Source organism: Mycobacterium sp. NPDC048908 (assembly GCF_043197955.1).
GTDB lineage: Bacteria > Actinomycetota > Actinomycetes > Mycobacteriales > Mycobacteriaceae > Mycobacterium.
In genome coordinates this window covers 1-18,040 of the sequence record NZ_JBICUE010000009.1, presented here as the reverse complement: position 1 = coordinate 18,040, position 18,040 = coordinate 1, and the positions used below count along the sequence as shown (strand labels likewise).

Here is an 18,040-nt window from a genome sequence, read left to right as displayed (position 1 = left end):
GTCCGAATCAAGAAATTGTGTTTGATATTGTGCGTTCCCATGCTCGCCGCCGAACGCCGATACGCGATCTTGCGCGCGTTGAACGCCGACGGGGCGGTCCGCGTGGCCGATCTGGCCGCCGAACTAGACGTGTCCGAGATGACGGTCCGGCGCGATCTCGACGCACTCGACGCACAGAACCTACTGCGCAAAGTGCACGGCGGCGCGGTGACCCGGCACAACCGCGGCGAAGAACCATGGTCGTCGGTGAAGGCAGGCCAACAGCGCGCCGAAAAGGCGGCGATCGCCGCGGTGGCCGCCGGCACCGTCGAGGACGGTATGACGATTGCGATCAGCGCAGGCACCACCACCACCGAGTTCGCCCGCAGGCTGCGGCACCGGTCGTCGATCACGGTGGTGACGAACTCGCTCAGCGTGTTCGAGGTGCTCACCGATCCCGGTGGCGATGCCAGCGACGCCCCGCAGGTGTACCTGTCCGGCGGCGTCCGCACACCGTCGGATGCGCTCGTCGGACCGGTCGCCGAGGCCTCGATCGGAAGGTTCAGGGTGGACGGTACGTATCTCGGTGTGCATGGGTTCGATCCGGAGGCGGGCTTGACGACACCGAATATCGCTGAGGCACAGACGAATCGGACGATGATCGGGATCGGGGCGCAACTCACCGTGCTGGCAGACCACACCAAGTACCGCGAAGTGGGCACCAATGTGTTCGCCAGGATGCGGCGCGTCGACAACCTGATCGTCGACGACGGGTTGTCCGTGGCCGACCGCGGCATCATCGAACAACACGTCGGGCGCCTGACCATCGCCGTGGTGCAGCCATGACCGACCCGCTGCGCTGGCCGCTCGCCGACGGCCGCGATCTGTTGTTGTTCGCGCTCCCGGGAAACACCCCGGCGCCGGTGCCCGACCGCCGCCCGTTACCGGAGCGGGATGAGCAGCAGTCCGAGTTGCGATTCGACCGCCAGACCGGGCAATGGGTGATCGTCGCGGCTCTGCGCCAGGACCGGACGTACAAACCGCCCGCCGACCAATGCCCGCTCTGCCCGGGCCCAACCGGGCTCACCAGTGAGATCCCCGCGGCCGATTACGACGTCGCGGTGTTCGAGAACCGCTTCCCGAGCCTGTCCGGCGCGGCTACCGCGCCGTTTGATCTGCCTGCGCTCGTCGGCGACCTGTTCCAGTCGGCAGCCGGCCACGGGCGGTGTGAGGTGATCTGTTTCTCGAGCGATCACACCGGCTCGTTCAGCCAGTTGGCGCACCGGCATGCGCGCCTCGTGGTGGACGCGTGGCGGCACCGCACGGCAGACCTGATGTCGCGGCCCGGCATCGCCTACGTGTTCTGTTTCGAGAATCGCGGCGAGGAGATCGGTGTCACGCTCACGCACCCGCACGGTCAGATCTACGGCTACCCGTATCTTCCGCCGCGGGCGGCGGAGATGCTGCGCGAAGCCCGCGCGTACGCAGACCGCACCGGTGGCAACCTGTTCACCGACATTCTGGCCCGTGAGATCGCCGAAGGCAGCCGCGTCATTGCCAGCAACGGGCTGTTCACGGCGTTCGTCCCGTTCGCGGCGCGGTGGCCGGTGGAGGTGCACATCTATCCGAACCGCTTCGTGCACAACATCGTCGACCTCACCGACGCCGAGTTGGACGGCTTCGCCCAGATCTATCTCGATGTGCTCGGCCGCTTCGACCGGATGTATCCCACTGCGCTGCCGTATATTTCGGCGCTGCACCAGTACGCCAACACCGCGGATCAGCGGGAGGGTTATTTCCACGTCGAGCTGATGTCGATACGGCGCAGCGCGACCAAGCTGAAGTTCCTGGCAGGCTCCGAATCGGCGATGGACGCCTTCATCAGCGATGTCACCCCGGAAAGTGTGGCCGAGCGACTGCGAGAGCTCGGAACATGAGCGAAGCTTGCGAGCGGATCATCGATATGAGCGCGATCAGGTATGCGGCACCGGGCCGGATCAACCTGATCGGCGAACACACCGACTACAACCTGGGTTTCGCGCTGCCCATCGCACTGCCCGAGCGCACCGTGGTCAGCTATCTGCCCGATGACGGCCCCGAACTGACGGTGCGAAGCGACCACGGGGACGGCGACGTATCGATATCGCTCGACACCGCGCCGGGAGACGTCAGCGGATGGGCAGGCTATGTGGCAGGGGTGGTCTGGGCGCTGCGGCAAGCGGGCCACCGCGTCCGTGGCGGCAACATGTCGATCGCCAGCGACGTGGAAATGGGTTCCGGTGTCTCGTCCTCGGCGGCATTGGAGTGTGCGGTCCTCGGCGCGCTGATCACCGGCGCGGGCGTCGATCTCGACCGAATAGAGCTCGCGCGGCTCGCTCAGCGTGCCGAGAACGACTACGTCGGTGCGCCCACCGGCATGATGGACCAATTGGCTTCGTTGTGCGGTGAGCCGGACAGGGCGCTGCTGATCGACTTCCGCGACCCGGCCGTGCGCCCGGTGGTGTTCGATCCCGCCGCCGCGGGCATCGCTCTGCTGCTGATCAATTCGCGCGCACCGCATCAGCATGCAGGAGGGGAGTACGCGTCGCGCCGTGCGTCGTGTGAACGGGCCGCGGCGGATCTCGGTGTCTCATCGCTGCGGGAGGTCCAGGACCGCGGCGTCGCCGCACTGACCGCAGTCTCCGACCCCGTCGACGCGCGCCGAGCCCGGCATGTCCTCACTGACAACCAGCGTGTACTCGAAGTCGTTGCCGCCCTTGAGAGCGCCGACTACACCACGATGGGCCGACTGTTCACCGAGTCGCAGGCATCCATGCGTGACGACTTCGAGATCACCACCGACCACATCGACCTGATCGCCGACACCGCCGTTGCTGCAGGCGCGCTGGGTGCACGGATGACCGGCGGCGGCTTCGGCGGATGCGTCATCGCGCTCGCTCCCGTCGACAAGGCCGACGGCATCGCCGACGCGATCTTCGAAGCGGTCGACGACGCGGGATTCAACGCACCGACCATCACGCGCACCAAAGCCGGTCGAGGCGCCGAACTACTGCGATGACGGCGTCTCCGACAGCGCAGCCCACATCAACTGGGCCGCCTCGCGGGTCCGCTCGTCCGGCGTGATCGGCGTTCCGGTGTCGGGCTGTTCGGCAGGCGCCCCGCTGATGTGCTCCACGAGCGCCACCGCCAGCTCACGCAGTTTCACGTTGAACTCCTGGCTGGCGCGCCGCAGCATCCGCCACGCATGTTCGGCGTCGCACCGCACCAGGCCCATCAGCGCGCCCTTGGCCTGTTCGATCGCACCGCGTGACTGCAACACGGTGATGATGTCGGCGATCGCCGACGCGTTCTCGGCCGCGGAGGTGATCAGCGCTGCCGAGACCAGTTGTTCGTAGGTGATCAGGGTGGCCACGGTGGCCGCGTTTGCGGGCTGCTTGAGCACGCAGCAGACCACGACGGTCGCGTCGTCGGCCCAGACACCGGGAACGGCCGCGGCACCGTGGGACTCGTCCCACGACGATTCATGATGCGGCGCAATGCTTTTGATGGTCTCCAAGGTCAGATCGGGCCAGCGGTCGTCGGTCCACAGATCGATGCTGAGCACCGGCACCTGGTAAGCCAATGCATCGGGGACCGGGCCCCCGATGCTGCCCAGTTGGGCGTTGACGAAATCGGCGCCGACGCCGGCAGCCGCCACCACCGCGGCCGGTTGGTCGTGGCGCTTGTCGTGGATGACGATCGCCAGCCCGAGCGCGTCGAGCAGATCGGCCTGCATGCGCTCCAGGATGCGATGCATCAACGCCACCAACTGCGGATGCAGATGGGGTTGGAAGTACGCGGCGGCCATCGTGGGTCGTAGGGTCAGTCGCGGGTCACCACGGTGGCGACGCGATCCAGCCCGGAGATGCTGAGCAGCGTGATGAACGCCCCTGAACTGGGCACGATCAGGCTGAGCTTGGTTGTCGCCGCGACCGCGAACAACGCGCGCACCGCCGCACTGTCGCAGTACGTCACCTCGGAGAGATCGACCGTGATCGCCTCGCTGCCGCAGGCCGCGTCAGTCAACACGGCGGAGAACTCGTTGACGTTGGCCAGGTCGATATCCCCGCTGGCGGTGACGACCGGCGGTTGCTCGGCCTCCGCTGCAGACATTCGGAACTGACTGGTCGTCATGGATGGAGCTCCTTGTGCAATTCCACCGTGGTCCCCTGCGGGGACGGGGTGATCGTCACTCTGTCAACGAGTGCCTTCATCAACCTGCTGCCGTGTCCGCGATGGTCCCTCGAACTCGGTGGCGCATGCCAGCGGCCGTTGTCCTTGACCGTGAACGCTAGTCCGGTTTCGGTGGTGCGGGCCGTCACTTCCAACATGACGGTGCGGGGTGCGCCGCGGACCGCGTGTTCGACGACGTTCGACGCGGCCTCGCCGACGGCAAGCAACACGTCCGCGGCCGCGGCGGCGGTGACCGCTGCGGTCGGCAACCAGCCGCGCAGTCGGTCGCGGACGACCGCGAGGCTGGCAGGCACGGCCGGTAGCCGCAGGCTCAGCGGAGCGGGTTGGCGCGCGCCAGCCCCAGAAACGCTCGTCACCTGCACCTCCGACCGACCAGCCGATACTGCCTGAACTTATCCGACCGGGAACCGCATGCCTACGGTTGTGCCGTGCGCGGTGCCGTCGACGTCGACCTGTTCGCTCAGTGTCCGCATCAGAAGAATGCCCCTGCCGCGGGTGCCGGGATCTGCGGGCGGCGTCTTCCATGACCCGGAGTCGATGACCTGGATGTGGACGTGCTCGGCGTCCACCGTGGCCTCGACACGCATCGGCCCGGGCTGCTGGCCCCGGTACGCGTGCTCCGCGCTGTTGCTGCACGCTTCGTTGGCCACCAACACGATGTCCCCGGCCAGTGGCTCGGCCACCCCCGCGCCGAGAAGCCACGCTGTGAGTTGGTGCCGCACATCGGTCAACCGGGCTGGCACCGCGTCGATTTCGATGACCAGCGTCGAATCAGGGTGGCGGTACAGCACCATCGCGACGTCATCGTCGTAGCCCGAGTCCGGCGCCAACTCGCCCAGCATCACATCGGCGACGGTGTCGATGGGCGAGTGTGTCATCCGGGCCATGACGTCGACGACGCGGGCTATCCCCCTGTCGATCGGCTCGTGACGACGCTCGACGAGGCCGTCGGTGTAGAGCAGCAGCGTGGATCCGTCGGTCAGCGCAGCGGTGGCTTGCGGGCGCGGCTCGTCCCGGTGCACCGCCAGCGGCACCGATTTGGCCTCGGTCAACAGCTGCGGGGCCGCCTCGGGTGCGGTCAGCACCGCGGGAACGTGGCCCGCGCTGCTGTAGGTCAACGTCTCGGACCTGGTGTCCAGCATCGCGACGAACACCGTGGTGCAGAACGCATCGGGGATGAAGCCCGCCACCGAATCGAGTTGCTCGAGCAGCCTGGCAGGCGACGCCCCGGTGAGCAGTAGCGCGCGGCCCGAACTGCGCAGCTGACCCATCACCGCGGCGGCGGCCAAGCCGCGGCCGACACAGTCGCCGACGATGATGCCGATGCGGTCGTCGCCGACCGGCAGCACGTCGTACCAGTCCCCTCCGATCTCCAGCGGGGACACCGCAGGCTCGTACCGCACCACGAAGCCGGCGGGCAGGTCGGTGGGCGCCAGCATCGCGCGCTGCAGGGTCAACGACGTGTCGCGTGCCTGCTCGAACTGGCGGACATGCTGCATGGCAAGGCTCAGATGGCCGACCAGAGCGCTCATCAGTTGCCCGTCCTCGGCGGGAACCCTGCGCGGTGTGCTGAACTCCAGCCACAGCGCGGTGTCGCGGGAGAGTGTCGCCACCATGCCGTTCGCGACGTCGGAATCCGTTGTCCACCCTACGGATTCGACGGTAAGCGGCAGCCAGGTACGCGCTTCGTCGAGGCGTGAGCGCAACTGCGGGTCGAGGTCGCGCCACTGCGGCGTCGACGGCGTTCCAGACTGGTGGACTGTCGGGTCGTGCTCGACGGCCGGCCACATGACGGCGGCGACGCGCGCCACGCCGAGCGCGGTGCGGCACTCGTCGAGTGTGCTGGACAGCACCTCGTCGACGCTCTTGGCGACGCTCACCTTGGCGGCCAGTTGCGCCACCGCGCGGTCGCGGACGGTCGCCGCCCTCGCGGCGGTGATGTCCCGGATGGTGCCGACGAAGGCGTCCTGTCCGTGGTTCGCGGACGCGACCGCGTTCACGCTCATCGCCACCCAGATGATGCGGCCGTCGCGGTGCCGGATCGGCACTTCCGATTCGAGCCTGCCCTGCGCGAGTAGCCGGGCCAGAGGGTCGCCCGAACGGTTGTCGTCGCCCATCCACGGGTGCGGCCAGGTGTAGGGCAGCCCTTCAGGCCCGTAGCCGGTGACGTCGGCGAATGCATCGTTGACCTCGACGACCGCCCCGCTGGCGTCGGCCACGAAGAAGCCCTCCTGCAGCGAGTTGACCAACGCGGTGCGAAACTCGTCGCGGTCGGCCAGATCGTCGGCTCGGGCCCGCTGTTGTTCGTATCGCCTTGTCCCGTCGATGAATCCGCGGGTGGCCACGTCCAGCGCCGCCAGTGTCTGCAGCAGAAACTGCAGCGCGGCGGACGCGTCCGCGGCGGCACCGGCGCCTTCGACCAACCGGGAGTGGTTCTCGATGATCTCCAGCATGCTGATCTGCTCGGCCAGCGCCCGGCGGCCGAGCTCATGGCCGACGGCCAGGGTGTCCTCGCCGTTGTCGGCGAGGTGGGCGCTCAGCGCGGCGGCGTACTGAGCATGGAAGTCCTCATTCGTCGGGCTCGTCATGACGAGACGCCCCGATGACGCGCGGCCAGCACCAGCGCGTCATCGGACTCCCTGCTGTACGCGTCGAGGATGTGCTCGGCGATCGCCGTCGCGGGTGCGGCGAAGTCGATGCCCTGGATGTGGTCTTCGAGGATGCCGTCGGTGGCGATGACCAGAAGGTCACCGGGCGAGATCGCCACCTGATGGGTGGCGAGGGCGTCGGGTATGCGATACCCGACGATGCCGCCTGCCAGCAGGGCCGATGCCCGAATTCGGGCGCCACCAGGATGCTTGGCGACCAGATCGGCCGTCACGTTGCCGATGCCGATCCAGCTCAGCGTGCCGAGCTCGTAGTCGATGCGCGCCAAAGTGATTGTGGCGCCGCGGGTGTCGGTCAGGTTGCGGTGGCACAGCTGCAGCAGCACATCGAGAGGCTCGGTGCGGCAACGGCTCACCACAGCCTCAGCGCGTACTGCCGCCGTCTCGGCCGCCGCGCCGTGGCCCAGCCCGTCGGCCACCCCGAACAGCGCGGCGCCGCCCGCGACGTCGACCGCGATCGGATAGTCGCCGCACACTTTTTCACCGGGTAGGGGGCGACGCGCCGTTGCCCATTCGATGGGCCCGATCTGACCTTGGTTACGCATTGGCCGGGATCCACTTCCACATCTCGACGACCGTGCCGCGCCCGGGTTTCGACTCGATGACCAAGCGGTCCATCAAACGTCGCGCACCGGGCAGTCCGAGCCCGAGTCCTCTTCCGGTCGAATAACCATCCTCCAACGCTCGTTCGATGTCGGCGATTCCGGGGCCCTCGTCCTCGGCGCGGACTACCAGCGCGATGCGGCCGTCCCGCTCGGCCACGCCGACCCGGATCGCACCTGAGCCGGCGTAGCTGGTGATGTTGCGCGCGATCTCCGAGATCGCGGTTGCGATCATCGTGACATCGGTCAACGAGAACCCGAGGTCGCGCGCGAGCTGATGTCCTACCTGGCGCGCCGCGACGATGTCGTCGGAATTCTTGACCTCGATCACTTCACCTCTCGGGGTCATCTCGGCGTCAATCGGCACCGTCGCGTCCGATCGTCGGCTGGCGCGCTTCGAGCTGCCGGTGGAGAAACGCGAGGCCTTCTTCGAGATCGAGCGCCGTGTACATGTCGTCGAAGACGAGCCCGAGTTGCACCATTGCGAACGCCACTTCGGGTTGCAGGCCGACGATCACCGTGTCCGCCCCGCGCAACCGCGTCATATGCGCGATGGTGCGTAGCGACCTGGCGGCGAACGAGTCCATCACGTCGATCGCGGTGACGTCGACGATGATGCCGTGGGCGCGGTAGCGGCTCACCCGCTCCATCAGGTCGTGGCGCAGCCGCTCGGCGTCCGAATCGGTGAGCGCAGCCTGTACCGAAGCGATCAGGATCGCGCCTTGTTTCAGGATGGGGACAGGCATGAGTTGGTCGCGCTAGCGCTTGTCATCCATTCTGGTCGCCGGTCCGGGTCACCTCGTAGCCGAGCAGGCGCTCGGCCTCTTCGATACCGCCCTGCAGGTCGCCGACCGCGTTCATCTTCGACAGGTCGAGCCCGATGGTCACCAGGGTCAGCGCGATGTCGGAGGACAGGCCGGTGATGATCACGCTGGCACCCATCAGACCCGAGGCGTCCACGGTCTGAACCAGGTGGTTGGCCACGGTGGAGTCGATGGTCGGCACACCGGTGATGTCGATGACGACGACCTTGGCGCGGTTGGCGCGGATGGCGCGCAGCAGTTGCTCGGTGACCTGGCGGGCGCGCTGGCTGTCCAGCACACCGATGATCGGCAGGATCAGCAACTGTTCACGCACCTGCAGCACCGGGGTGGACAGCTCGCGGATGGCCTCCTGCTGCTGGCGGATGATGCGCTCGCGCTCCTGCACGAAGCCGACGGCCACGGTGTTCGCGATCCGGTTGGCGGCGGGCTCATATGCGTCGAGCACCCGGTTGAGTAGATCGAAGTCGGTCTGGTACTTCTCGAACAGCGAACGTGCCAGCACGTCGCGCAGCAGCAGCACGATGCCGACCACCTCGTCGGTTTCCACCCCGCGCGGGATGATGCGTTCCGACAGGTCGCGCGCGTAGTCCTGGAGCGCTTCGACGCTGCCGGTCTCGAGCACCTCGACGTAGCTGTCGTACACCGTCGTCGCCTCGGAGAAGATCTCCTCCGGCGACATCGCGGTCAGCAGTTCGGCCTCGGTGATCCGGCGCGCCCATTCCTCGCGAAGTATCGTGCGGTTCTGGCGCAGGTGCTGGACGAGTTGGGGCAGCAGGTCCTCGCCGACGAGTTTGGCCTGTTGGGTGGCTACTGCAGGAAAATCTGTGGTCGATTCAGACATTCAGGCTCCCAATTCGGCTCACGCGCGGTCGGAGGGCACAGTCCTCTGAGCTGACATTAGCCCCCGCGCCTGGGAGGCAGGCGTCGAAGTCGGTAATCGTCAGGGGCGATCGCCTATTAGGCTCATGCCATGCCCGCCGACGAAGCGATCGCCACCGCGCTCGCCTACCAGGACGGGGTCGCGGTGCTCAGAGTCGACGGTGACATCGACCTGGCCACGGTCCCCACGCTGGAAGCCGCCATTGAGGAAGCGTTGACATCGAAGCCGACGGGTTTGGTTGTCGACCTGACCGATGTCGGGTTCCTGGCGTCAGCGGGCCTTCAGGCGTTGGTGGCGACGCACAACACCGTCAGTGAAAGCGCGCACTTCGCCGTCGTCGCCAACAGCGCCGCCACCAGTAGGCCGATCCAGCTCACCGGCCTCGACAAGATCTTCGATCTGTTCCCGACGCTCGACGAGGCACTAGCCGCCATCCTGGCGAGCTGAAACTGCCTGGCCGACAAGCCGTTTGGGTCAGGGCACCATCCAGGACAGCACCGACGACTGCAGCGCGGACAGCACGCACAGCATCGCAAGGAACACCAGGCTCCACACCACAACCCGACGGAAGATGTCGCCTTCCCTGCCGTTCATGCCGACCGCGGCCGCCGCGATGGCCAGGTTCTGCGGGGAGATCATCTTGCCCAGCACACCGCCTGAACTGTTGGATGCCGCCATCAACACGTCGGACAAGCCGGCTTGATTGGCCGCTGTCACCTGGAGCGCTCCGAACAGCGAGTTCGCCGAAGTGTCCGAACCGGTGACCGCAACACCCAGCCAGCCGAGCACTGGCGACAGCAACGCGAAGGCGCCGCCCGCGCCCGCCATCCAGGTGCCGAGGGTGATGGTCTGCCCCGACAAGTTCATCACGAACGCCAGCGCCAACACCAACATCACGGTGAGGATCGCGAAGCGCAGTTGGAAAAGTGTGCTGCCATATGCCTTGATCGCACGGGGCACCGAGAGCTTGAGCACGATCATCGTGATCAGGCCCGCGACGAGCATCTGTGTGCCAGGGGTGGTCAACAGGTTGAGCGTGAACTCGGTGAGCGACACCGGCTTTCCGGTCGGGCTGACGATATGCAGCCCCGGCCATCGGATCTTCACGGTCGCCTTGTCGAGCAAATTCTTCACCGCCGTGATCTGACAGATCACGAACACGATGATGATGATGGCGTAGGGCGCGTAGGCCTTCACCACCTCTGCGCGATCGTCTGGATCGACCGCCGAGTCGCTCACGCGCCGTGCGAATTCGGGGGTTGGTTCGTCGGCCGCGCCGCCGGCAACCACCGAGGGTGCGTGCTGACCGCGCGGGTGCCAAACCCGGACCATGCCGACCACCGCGGCGGCCGACACCAGCGACGCGACCACGTCGGCCAGTGGCACCGACACGAAGTTCGAGGTGGCGTACTGCGCGATCGCGAACACGATGCCGCAGACGAGGGCCACCGGCCAGGTGTCGCGCAACCCGCGCCAACCGTCGACGATCGCGACCAGCGCCAACGGCACGAACAGCGCAAGGATCGGGGTCTGCCGGCCCACCATCGCACCGAGGGTGTCGCTCGGCAGATCCGTCACCTTGCCGAGCGTCAGGATCGGCGTGGCCATCGCGCCGAACGCGACGGGCGCGGTGTTGGCGGTCAGCGCCAGCGCCGCGGCCTTCAGTGGCTTGAATCCGAGCGCCATCAACATTACCGACGTCACCGCGACCGGTGTGCCGAACCCCGCCAGCGCCTCCAGCAGTGCGCCGAACGAGAACGCGATGATGACCGCCTGCACCCGCTGGTCGTCGCTGACTCGGGCAAAGGACCGCCGCAGCACATCGAAATGTCCTGTCTCAACGGTCATTTGGTACACCCAGATCGCGTTGATCACGATCCACAGGATCGGGAAGAAGCCGAACGCGGCACCTTCTGTGCCTGCCAACAAGGTCTGCCCCAGCGGCATCCCGTAGACGAAGATCGCCAGCACGATCGCGAGCGCGAGGGACAGTAGCGATGCCACCCATGCGGTGATCCGCAGGGCGCCAAGCATCACGAACAACGACAGCAGCGGCAGTGCCGCGATCAACGAACTCCACGCCAGAGAATGCGCAACCGGATCGAGAATCTGTTGGTACACGGCGACCACCACCTCGCAGGGCACAGAAACACGGAGGACAAACGGTAATACCCTTGCGGCACTACATTCAACCCTCGTCCCTTGCCGGTCCCTGCGCAATCGCTGTGCGCCTGCTGGCACATATGGGTAGAGTTTCGACAGCCAGATTGATCTTCAAAACTGCTGGCAAAGGTCGGGAAGGACAGAATCATGGGTCGGATGGGTCGCCGCATCGCGGCGGTTGCCGGTGGCGCCGCGATTGTCACGATGGTCGGCTTGACCGCCTCGTGCGCGAAGGAAGAGGAAAAGGCGCCGGAGACGACGACCACCACCACGACCACCACCACCACGACGGAGGCCACCCCGGCGCCGCTGCCGCCCGCGCCCACCGAGAAGTCGATCAACCCGACCGGCGGCAACCTCTTCACGCCGCCGGTGAAGGCGCCGCCGCCGGCTACCGCCATCCCCGGCGATAACTAGAACGCCCCCTGGCCAGCCCGGACGTACGCTGGCTTCTGTGGTTGCCCGGCATTTCACAACGCTGGCGGTTGTCGCCGTCGGCGTGTTCGCGCTCGTCTCGGACTTGCGCCCGTCGGTGTCGGGCACCGCGGGGCTGATCGGCGGACCGTACGCATACCTGCTGGCCAGCTCTACCGACCTGGGACCGTCGCACAGCGCCGACACCCAACTGACCGCCGCGCTGAGCCACCCGGGCAGGCCCGATGCGCTGTACGGGTGGGCCGAGGACAACGGTCTGGGCGTGCGTTGGCGGCCGGGCGACCAGTGGGCCGTTGTCGAGGGCGCCGCCGAGAGCGTGGCGAAGGCATTTGACGTCGAGGTGCACGACTACCGCGGACAGCGCGGGCAGGTGTTCTACGCGTCACCGCAGCAGCCGTCGATTCCAGGAGCGCTTCGCGGCGAGGTCACCGAGTTCGGCAGGATCCTCGGCTACACGCCGCACCACACGTCGCGGCCGTCGATCCTGCCGCTCGACGTCCCGGATCGGGGCTTGACCCCTGCGGCGTTGTTGACCACCTACAACGCCGACAAGTTGGCCGCGCAGGGCTACACGGGCAAGGGCACCACGATCATCTTCTTCGCGTTCGACGGGTTCGAGCAGGCCGACCTCGACACGTTCGCCACCACCTACAAGCTGCCGAAGTTTACGCCAACGGTCGTCGGCGGCAAGCCCGAACATGCGCGCGGTGAGACGACGATGGACCTCGAGGTCGCGCACGCCGTCGCCCCGGACGCGCGCAAGGTGGTTTGGAACGCCAGGCCCACCGTCAAAGGCGACGGCGGTTACGAGAAGATCGGCCGGATGCTCGAGGATGCCGATCGGCAGTTTCCCGGAGCGATATGGAGCTTTTCGATCGGCTGGGGTTGCGACAAGCTGATCACCGCGGCCGACCTGGCGCCTACCCGATCGGCGTTGCGAACCGCGCATTCCCACGGCACCACCGCCTTCAACGCCAGCGGCGACCTCGCGGGCCTGGAGTGCAAAGGCGGTGACGACTGGTCGTCGCCGCCGGGAGCAAGCGACGTGGGGCTGGACTCGGTGGCGTCGCTGCCGGAGATGGTCGACGTCGGCGGCACCACGCTGTCCACCGACGCGAAAGGTGTGTGGCAAGCCGAACAGGCCTGGTTCGACGTACCGCTGTCACAGGGCACCGGCGGCGGGGTGTCGTCGTTGTTCGACCGACCCGACTGGCAGCGAGGCGTGCTGACGGGCAAGGATCCGAATCGCAGGCTGACCCCAGACGTCGCCGCTGTCGCCGACCCGTTCACCGGTGTCCGGATCGTGTTCGACCAACAGGACCTCGTCGGGGGCGGCACGTCACAGTCGGCGCCGGTGTGGGCGGGCCTGGCAGCGGTGATGAATCAGTACATGCTCGCGAACGGCGGCCGCGAACTCGGCGACCTCAACCCGCTGCTGTACCGGACCGCGGCCGGTGCGCCCCTGCCCGGGTTCAGGGACGTCACTCTGGGTGGCAACGCCGTCGATACCGCGGCGCCGGGCTACGACTTGGTCACCGGACTCGGGACCCCTGACATCGACAACCTGGTGCGCAACCTGCTCGTCGCGCAGAAGGCGACATCATGAGCACCAACGACGAGCAGGTCCCGACCGAAGAATGCCGAATCTGCAAGGTCGACGTTCCAGCGGGTGAGTATTGCGGGTTGTGCGGGTGTCACCTCACCCCTCGGCCAGGTGAAGGACCGGACTGGTTGCGCATCCGCGATTTCGGCGCGGCGCCCGGTGAGCATCTGCTGCAGCCGTCGCTGTCGAGTTCGCTGTTCCCGCACCTACCGCCGAAGTCCCGCAACGTGTTTCGGATCGGGCTTGCGCTGGTGTTGGTCGCGCTGGTCGCATTCGCGGTACTTCGGATGCCCGGCGCGCTTGTGGCTGTGTCCGCCCTGGGCTTCCCGTTGCTGTTTCTGCTGTATCTGCACGAGTCAGACGGATTCAACGACCTGCCCGCCAGGACGTGGGGGCTCGCGGCGGTGGTCGGCATCGTGCTGGGGGTCGGCTGGGTGCTGCTGACCGGAATGATGGTGGCCCGGTCGTACGGTATCGGGTTGGACTCAGGCGTTGCCGCGACCCGGATGTTGAGCACGGGCATCGGAATACCGCTGGGCGGCGTGCTGCTGATGCTGGCGCCCGTGGTGCTCGTTCGACTGCTGGGACCGCCGACGCGGGAGGCGTTGGACGGTTTCATGGTTGGGGCGCTTGGCGCGCTGTCCTTCACCGCGGCGGCGACGCTGGCGCGGCTGACCCCGCAATTCGGCAGCGGCGTGGTGAGCAAGCGGCCGATGGACAGCCTGCTCGTCGAGGCCGGTATCAGAGGAGTGGCGGTGCCGCTCACCGCCGCGGCGGCCGGCGGATTGATTGGCGCCGCACTGTGGTTCAAGCGGCCGCCGAGCAAGGAGAAACAGCGCCCCGGCGTGGTACGCGCACTGCTGGTGTTCTTCGCGGTGGCGGTGCTGGCCGTGTATGTCGGCCTGGGGTTGATCGACGTCTCGCATTTCCCGCAGGTGCTGATGCTGGTGATCTATCTGGTGCTGGCGGCCGCGGCGTTGTTCCTGCTGCGCCTCGGGCTGCACCTCGCGTTGCTGCACGAAGCGCACGACGAGATCCAGTCCGACGAGCCGCTGCTGTGCCCGCACTGCGGGCACGTCGTTCCGGACATGGCGTTCTGCCCGGCGTGCGGTGTGGCGACGCGGGCGTCGTCGAGGTCATCACGGTCAGCACGGCGTAACCGGCGTCCCGTGCGCAGTGACAATGAGACCGGCGCGACATGAGCGAACCGAAATTCTTCCCCGGCTATGCGGTTCCGTCGAGCACGTATGCCGCTGCGCCGGTGCGACATTCGCGTTTCCGCGTGCTGCTGATCTGGTTCAGCGCGATCGCGGTGGTCGCCGTGGCCCTTGTTGGCGTCACCGTGTTGAGAAGCAAGCCGCCCGCGCGATACATGTGCCCGCCGAGTTGCGGGCATCCGCCGACAGGCACACCGGTCGAGACGAATCCCAGGTTCATGGCACCCGACGGCGCATTCTCGGTGTCGTATCCCGCCGAGGGCACGGCGTACAAGATCAGCACAAAGCCCAACGGGGTGACGGCCGATCTGCAGGCCGGTGACGGCGGCACGTTGCAATTGTTCAGCGAGCCTGCGGGGGACCGTTCTCCGGAGCAGATCGCCAAAAGCCTGATACGCCGGACCTTTCCGGATGCGCGGACCGCCTACAAGATCCCGAATGCGATGGTCGGTTACCAGCCCGGATATGGCGAGGCCGCCGACTGCTGGCCGCAGGGCGCCAACAGCAGCTACATGAAAATGCGGGTGCTGGTGATGGTGGCGGTCAAGAATGACCTCGCGTTGATCGCCGCGGCGGTGGGGCCGTTCCGTCAGTTCGGTCCGGACTTCGGCAGCGGAAAGCCGTCGGGGGCAAACCTGCAGATCGCCTTGGACATGGGTAAGTACGTCAACAGCTTCGCGTGGCGGGGAGATCCGCCACGCTGATCAGGCGACGTCGGTCAAGCCGTAGCCTCTGTCCCGTGCCACGTCGGCCAACTGCGTGCGTAACCGGTGCCGCCCGCGGTGTAGCCGTGACATCACGGTTCCGATCGGAGCGCCGGTCAACTCGGCGATCTCCTTGAACCGCCTGCCTTCGATATCGGCGTAGTAGACCGCGGTGCGTAGCTTTTCGGGCAACTGTCGCATGGCTTCCCGCACGTCGGTGTCGCCCATAGAGTCGAGCACCTGGTCTTCGGCGGAGCGCAGACCGGTGGACGTGTGCCTGGCCTCGGCGAGCAGTTGGCCGTCGGTGATCTCCTCGGTGAGCCACTGTGTCGGCCGGCGTTGCTGTTTGCGGTAGCCGCTGATGTGGGTGTTGAGCAGGATCCGGTACAGCCAGCCACCGAGGTTCGTGCCGTCACGGAATCCGTGGAAACCGGCGAACGCCTTGGCCGCGGTCTCCTGCAGCAGATCCTCGGCTTCGGTGCGATTGCGGGTCATCTTCATTGCCTGCGGATAAAAGGAATCGAGCAAAGGGATCGCGTCACGGGTGAATCTCGCGGCCAGTGCCTCGTCGCGAACGGTCTCGGACTCGGGTGTTGCGGCGCTACTGTGCATTCGGCACTCCTGACGGCAACTTAACTCGATGGTTGCTCACAACTCTGATGTGACGGCGGGATGTTGTCTGCATGGCTGCCCCCCTAACGCCGGTACCGGAAACCCGACATTGCGTATACCGGCTAGCCCCCATAGGGGGGCCGGTGAACAGGACCTGCCAGGCGGCGGCCACCACGAATGCGAGGAGAATCGCAGTGCCGACGATATGGCGGACCAGTCGGGTACCGGTGCTGGTGTCCATGTCTTGAAACGATCGCGGATGGTCATGCCCATGTCGTCAGCGCTGGCGGCCATTCGGCGTTACCGCTAGCGCCACTTGTCGACGTCCCAGGCGGCGTTCAGGCCGCGCACAGGCGTTTGACAGCGGCCCGAGTTATGCAGATGAAATGTTCACGCGCGGGCCCGGCGGCCACCTGCTGTCGTTGCTGGTGCGTCCCACCGCACCCCCGGTGTGGCTTGGATTGGTGGTTGCGGCCGCGGCGACGGCGGCGGAGACCGTTCTGGTCGTCGTGCTCAGAAGCCTTGCCCCGATGGACACCTTCGGTGTGGTCTATCTGCTCGGTGCATTGGTGGTCGCGATCGGGTGGGGGACCGGGTTGGCCGCGGTGACGTCCGTGGTGAGTGCCTTCGGATTCGGCTACTTCCGCGACTGGCCGGACGACACCTTCGATGCGGCGGATCTACGCAACTGGGTGGTGATCGGTGTCTTTCTCGTCATCACACTGACCGCGAACTCGTTGGCAGGCGTCGCCCGGGCAAGGGCCGCGGAGTCCGAGCGCACGGCCGAACGGCAGGCCGCGCTCCGCCGGGTCGCCACGGCGGTCGCCGAGGGTCTGCCGCCGGGTGAGGTATTCGCCACGGTGACAAAGGAGTTGGCGTACGCGCTGCGCGCCCAGAAGGCGGCGCTGTTTCGCTATGAACTCGACGGAAGTGCGGTCCTGGTTGCGGCCCACGACGATTCGGGCGGCGACGTGGCAGAGGCTGTCCTGCGCGACGGCCGCACCGCACCGATCATGGTGGACGGACAGGAGTGGGGCGTGGCGGCGGTGAGCTCGTCTCGCGCTCAACCGTTTCCAGCGGAGACCGAGGCGCGGCTTGCCGACTTCGCGAAGTATGTCGCGATGGCTGTCGCGAATGCGCAAGCGCGTGCGGACTTGACCGCATCGCGGCTGAGAATCGTGGCGGCGGCCGACGACGCACGCAAGCGGTTGGAGCGTGACCTGCACGACGGAGCGCAACAGCGGCTGGTGTCGCTGGCGCTGAAGGCTCGAGTGACGGAGCAGTCGTTGCCGGCCGGTCACCAGGAATTGCGCGACGACCTGAACGAGATAGTGCAAGGCCTGGGCGATGTTTCCGAGGAATTGCGCGCGATCTCGCGCGGCATTCATCCGGTGATCTTGTCCAAAGGCGGGCTGGGACCGGCGCTTCGGTCGTTGGCGTGTCGCTCGACTGTGCCGGTGGTGTTGGATGTCGACGTGCCATGCCGACTTCCGGACCGTGTTGAAGTGGCTGCGTATTACGTTGTGGCCGAAGCGCTTACCAATACTGTCAGGCATGCCCATGCCGGCGAGGTCAAGGTGACGGTGACGGCGTCCGGCGGCAACCTGGACTTGATGATCGCGGACGACGGCACCGGCGGCGCCGACCCGTCGAACGGGTCTGGCCTGATCGGATTGGTCGACCGGGTCGAAGCGGTCGGCGGGCACCTATGGGTGAACAGCCCGGTCGGGGTCGGCACATCGCTGGCCGCGAGTATCCCGTGTGCGTCCTAGCTTTTGGGTGTGACATTTTGGGGTGGTTGTCCCCAGGCTGGTGTTTGTCCACAGGTGGTGGGTTGGCCGCTGGGATTGGTCGGGGGTGGTGGATAGCGTTGTGGTGTGGGCGAATTCATGACCGGTGCGGCGGCGCGGGAGCAGTTTGACGCGCTGGCCGATCAGGTCGATGCCGCTTATGCCCAGATGCGGCAGTTGTGCTCGACGGAGGTAGGTAATGCGTATCGGACCCGGTTCGCCGAACGGTTGGAGACTCAGGCGCGCGCCAATCGGGGGTTGATGTATCGGTTCTTCGGTCAGATCGCCGATCCGCCCGATGAGGCCAGGATGGCCCCCAGGATGGTCAACAG

At 66.7% G+C, this 18,040-nt stretch carries 19 protein-coding genes and 1 pseudogene; 10 read left to right on the top strand and 10 right to left on the bottom strand.

What is annotated here, in order from left to right; translation table 11 throughout:
- Nucleotides 1-39: 39 nt before the first annotated feature.
- The 3 genes from ACGFK1_RS22160 to ACGFK1_RS22150 are packed head-to-tail and all read left to right on the top strand — an operon-like array spanning nt 40 to nt 3,037.
- Nucleotides 40-825, top strand: a complete 786-nt coding sequence (locus ACGFK1_RS22160; protein WP_393434182.1) for a DeoR/GlpR family DNA-binding transcription regulator — start codon at nt 40-42, stop codon at nt 823-825.
- Nucleotides 822-1,916, top strand: coding sequence for a galactose-1-phosphate uridylyltransferase (gene galT / locus ACGFK1_RS22155; RefSeq protein WP_393434179.1), 1,095 nt, complete (start codon nt 822-824; stop codon nt 1,914-1,916). Before ACGFK1_RS22160 ends, galT begins: the two co-directional genes overlap by 4 nt.
- A complete protein-coding gene (locus ACGFK1_RS22150) occupies nt 1,913-3,037 on the top strand; it encodes a galactokinase (RefSeq protein ID WP_393434176.1) in 1,125 nt (374 codons plus the stop codon). Before galT ends, ACGFK1_RS22150 begins: the two co-directional genes overlap by 4 nt.
- Here the strand turns inward: ACGFK1_RS22150 and ACGFK1_RS22145 are convergent.
- Genes ACGFK1_RS22145 through ACGFK1_RS22110 form a run of 8 tightly spaced genes read right to left on the bottom strand, consistent with a single transcriptional unit; the run spans nt 3,026 to nt 9,145 of the window.
- A complete protein-coding gene (locus ACGFK1_RS22145) occupies nt 3,026-3,826 on the bottom strand; it encodes an ANTAR domain-containing protein (protein ID WP_393434173.1) in 801 nt (266 codons plus the stop codon). The genes ACGFK1_RS22150 and ACGFK1_RS22145 overlap by 12 nt on opposite strands.
- A gap of 14 nt (nt 3,827-3,840) precedes the next feature.
- The gene (locus tag ACGFK1_RS22140; protein ID WP_393434170.1) at nt 3,841-4,152 is read right to left on the bottom strand and encodes an STAS domain-containing protein; all 312 of its coding nucleotides are present in this window, start codon (nt 4,150-4,152) and stop codon (nt 3,841-3,843) included.
- Nucleotides 4,149-4,568, bottom strand: a complete 420-nt coding sequence (locus tag ACGFK1_RS22135; protein ID WP_393434167.1) for an ATP-binding protein — start codon at nt 4,566-4,568, stop codon at nt 4,149-4,151. The genes ACGFK1_RS22140 and ACGFK1_RS22135 overlap by 4 nt, the downstream gene beginning before the upstream one ends.
- 36 nt (nt 4,569-4,604) lie before the next feature.
- A complete protein-coding gene (locus tag ACGFK1_RS22130; RefSeq protein ID WP_393434164.1) occupies nt 4,605-6,800 on the bottom strand; it encodes a SpoIIE family protein phosphatase in 2,196 nt (731 codons plus the stop codon).
- Nucleotides 6,797-7,423 carry a SpoIIE family protein phosphatase gene (locus tag ACGFK1_RS22125; RefSeq protein ID WP_393434161.1) on the bottom strand — a complete coding sequence of 209 codons (627 nt, stop codon included), beginning with the start codon at nt 7,421-7,423 and terminating at the stop codon, nt 6,797-6,799. The genes ACGFK1_RS22130 and ACGFK1_RS22125 overlap by 4 nt, the downstream gene beginning before the upstream one ends.
- Nucleotides 7,416-7,829: an anti-sigma regulatory factor gene (locus tag ACGFK1_RS22120; protein WP_393434711.1), complete on the bottom strand. Its 414-nt coding sequence runs from the start codon at nt 7,827-7,829 to the stop codon at nt 7,416-7,418. The genes ACGFK1_RS22125 and ACGFK1_RS22120 overlap by 8 nt, the downstream gene beginning before the upstream one ends.
- A 7-nt stretch (nt 7,830-7,836) precedes the next feature.
- Entirely contained in the window at nt 7,837-8,226 is a 390-nt protein-coding gene (locus ACGFK1_RS22115; RefSeq protein ID WP_393434158.1) for an STAS domain-containing protein, read from the bottom strand.
- 22 nt (nt 8,227-8,248) lie between these two features.
- Nucleotides 8,249-9,145: an STAS domain-containing protein gene (locus ACGFK1_RS22110; protein ID WP_393434155.1), complete on the bottom strand. Its 897-nt coding sequence runs from the start codon at nt 9,143-9,145 to the stop codon at nt 8,249-8,251.
- 129 nt (nt 9,146-9,274) lie between these two features.
- On the opposite strand from ACGFK1_RS22110, the gene ACGFK1_RS22105 reads away from it, so the two are divergent.
- The gene (locus ACGFK1_RS22105; RefSeq protein ID WP_393434152.1) at nt 9,275-9,631 is read left to right on the top strand and encodes an STAS domain-containing protein; all 357 of its coding nucleotides are present in this window, start codon (nt 9,275-9,277) and stop codon (nt 9,629-9,631) included.
- A gap of 27 nt (nt 9,632-9,658) precedes the next feature.
- On the opposite strand, the gene ACGFK1_RS22100 is transcribed toward ACGFK1_RS22105, so the two are convergent.
- The gene (locus ACGFK1_RS22100) at nt 9,659-11,305 is read right to left on the bottom strand and encodes an L-lactate permease (protein WP_393434149.1); all 1,647 of its coding nucleotides are present in this window, start codon (nt 11,303-11,305) and stop codon (nt 9,659-9,661) included.
- Nucleotides 11,306-11,494: 189 nt separating this feature from the next.
- Here ACGFK1_RS22100 and ACGFK1_RS22095 point away from each other — a divergent pair, with 189 nt between their 5' ends.
- The 4 genes from ACGFK1_RS22095 to ACGFK1_RS22080 are packed head-to-tail and all read left to right on the top strand — an operon-like array spanning nt 11,495 to nt 15,306.
- Entirely contained in the window at nt 11,495-11,764 is a 270-nt protein-coding gene (locus tag ACGFK1_RS22095) for a hypothetical protein (protein WP_393434146.1), read from the top strand.
- Between the two features lie 37 nt (nt 11,765-11,801).
- Complete coding sequence (locus ACGFK1_RS22090; RefSeq protein WP_393434143.1) at nt 11,802-13,388, top strand: protease pro-enzyme activation domain-containing protein; 1,587 nt, start codon at nt 11,802-11,804, stop codon at nt 13,386-13,388.
- Nucleotides 13,385-14,587 carry a zinc ribbon domain-containing protein gene (locus ACGFK1_RS22085; protein WP_393434140.1) on the top strand — a complete coding sequence of 401 codons (1,203 nt, stop codon included), beginning with the start codon at nt 13,385-13,387 and terminating at the stop codon, nt 14,585-14,587. The genes ACGFK1_RS22090 and ACGFK1_RS22085 overlap by 4 nt, the downstream gene beginning before the upstream one ends.
- Nucleotides 14,584-15,306, top strand: coding sequence for a hypothetical protein (locus tag ACGFK1_RS22080; protein ID WP_393434137.1), 723 nt, complete (start codon nt 14,584-14,586; stop codon nt 15,304-15,306). The genes ACGFK1_RS22085 and ACGFK1_RS22080 overlap by 4 nt, the downstream gene beginning before the upstream one ends.
- Here ACGFK1_RS22080 and ACGFK1_RS22075 read toward each other — a convergent pair whose 3' ends face one another.
- Entirely contained in the window at nt 15,307-15,918 is a 612-nt protein-coding gene (locus ACGFK1_RS22075; protein WP_393434134.1) for a sigma-70 family RNA polymerase sigma factor, read from the bottom strand.
- A 386-nt stretch (nt 15,919-16,304) separates the two neighbouring features.
- Between ACGFK1_RS22075 and ACGFK1_RS22070 the strand changes: the two genes are divergently transcribed.
- Both ACGFK1_RS22070 and ACGFK1_RS22065 read left to right on the top strand, forming a co-directional pair.
- The gene (locus ACGFK1_RS22070) at nt 16,305-17,690 is read left to right on the top strand and encodes a DUF4118 domain-containing protein (RefSeq protein WP_393434131.1); all 1,386 of its coding nucleotides are present in this window, start codon (nt 16,305-16,307) and stop codon (nt 17,688-17,690) included.
- Nucleotides 17,691-17,795: 105 nt separating this feature from the next.
- A pseudogene (locus ACGFK1_RS22065) lies at nt 17,796-18,040 on the top strand (HNH nuclease); the annotation flags it as partial.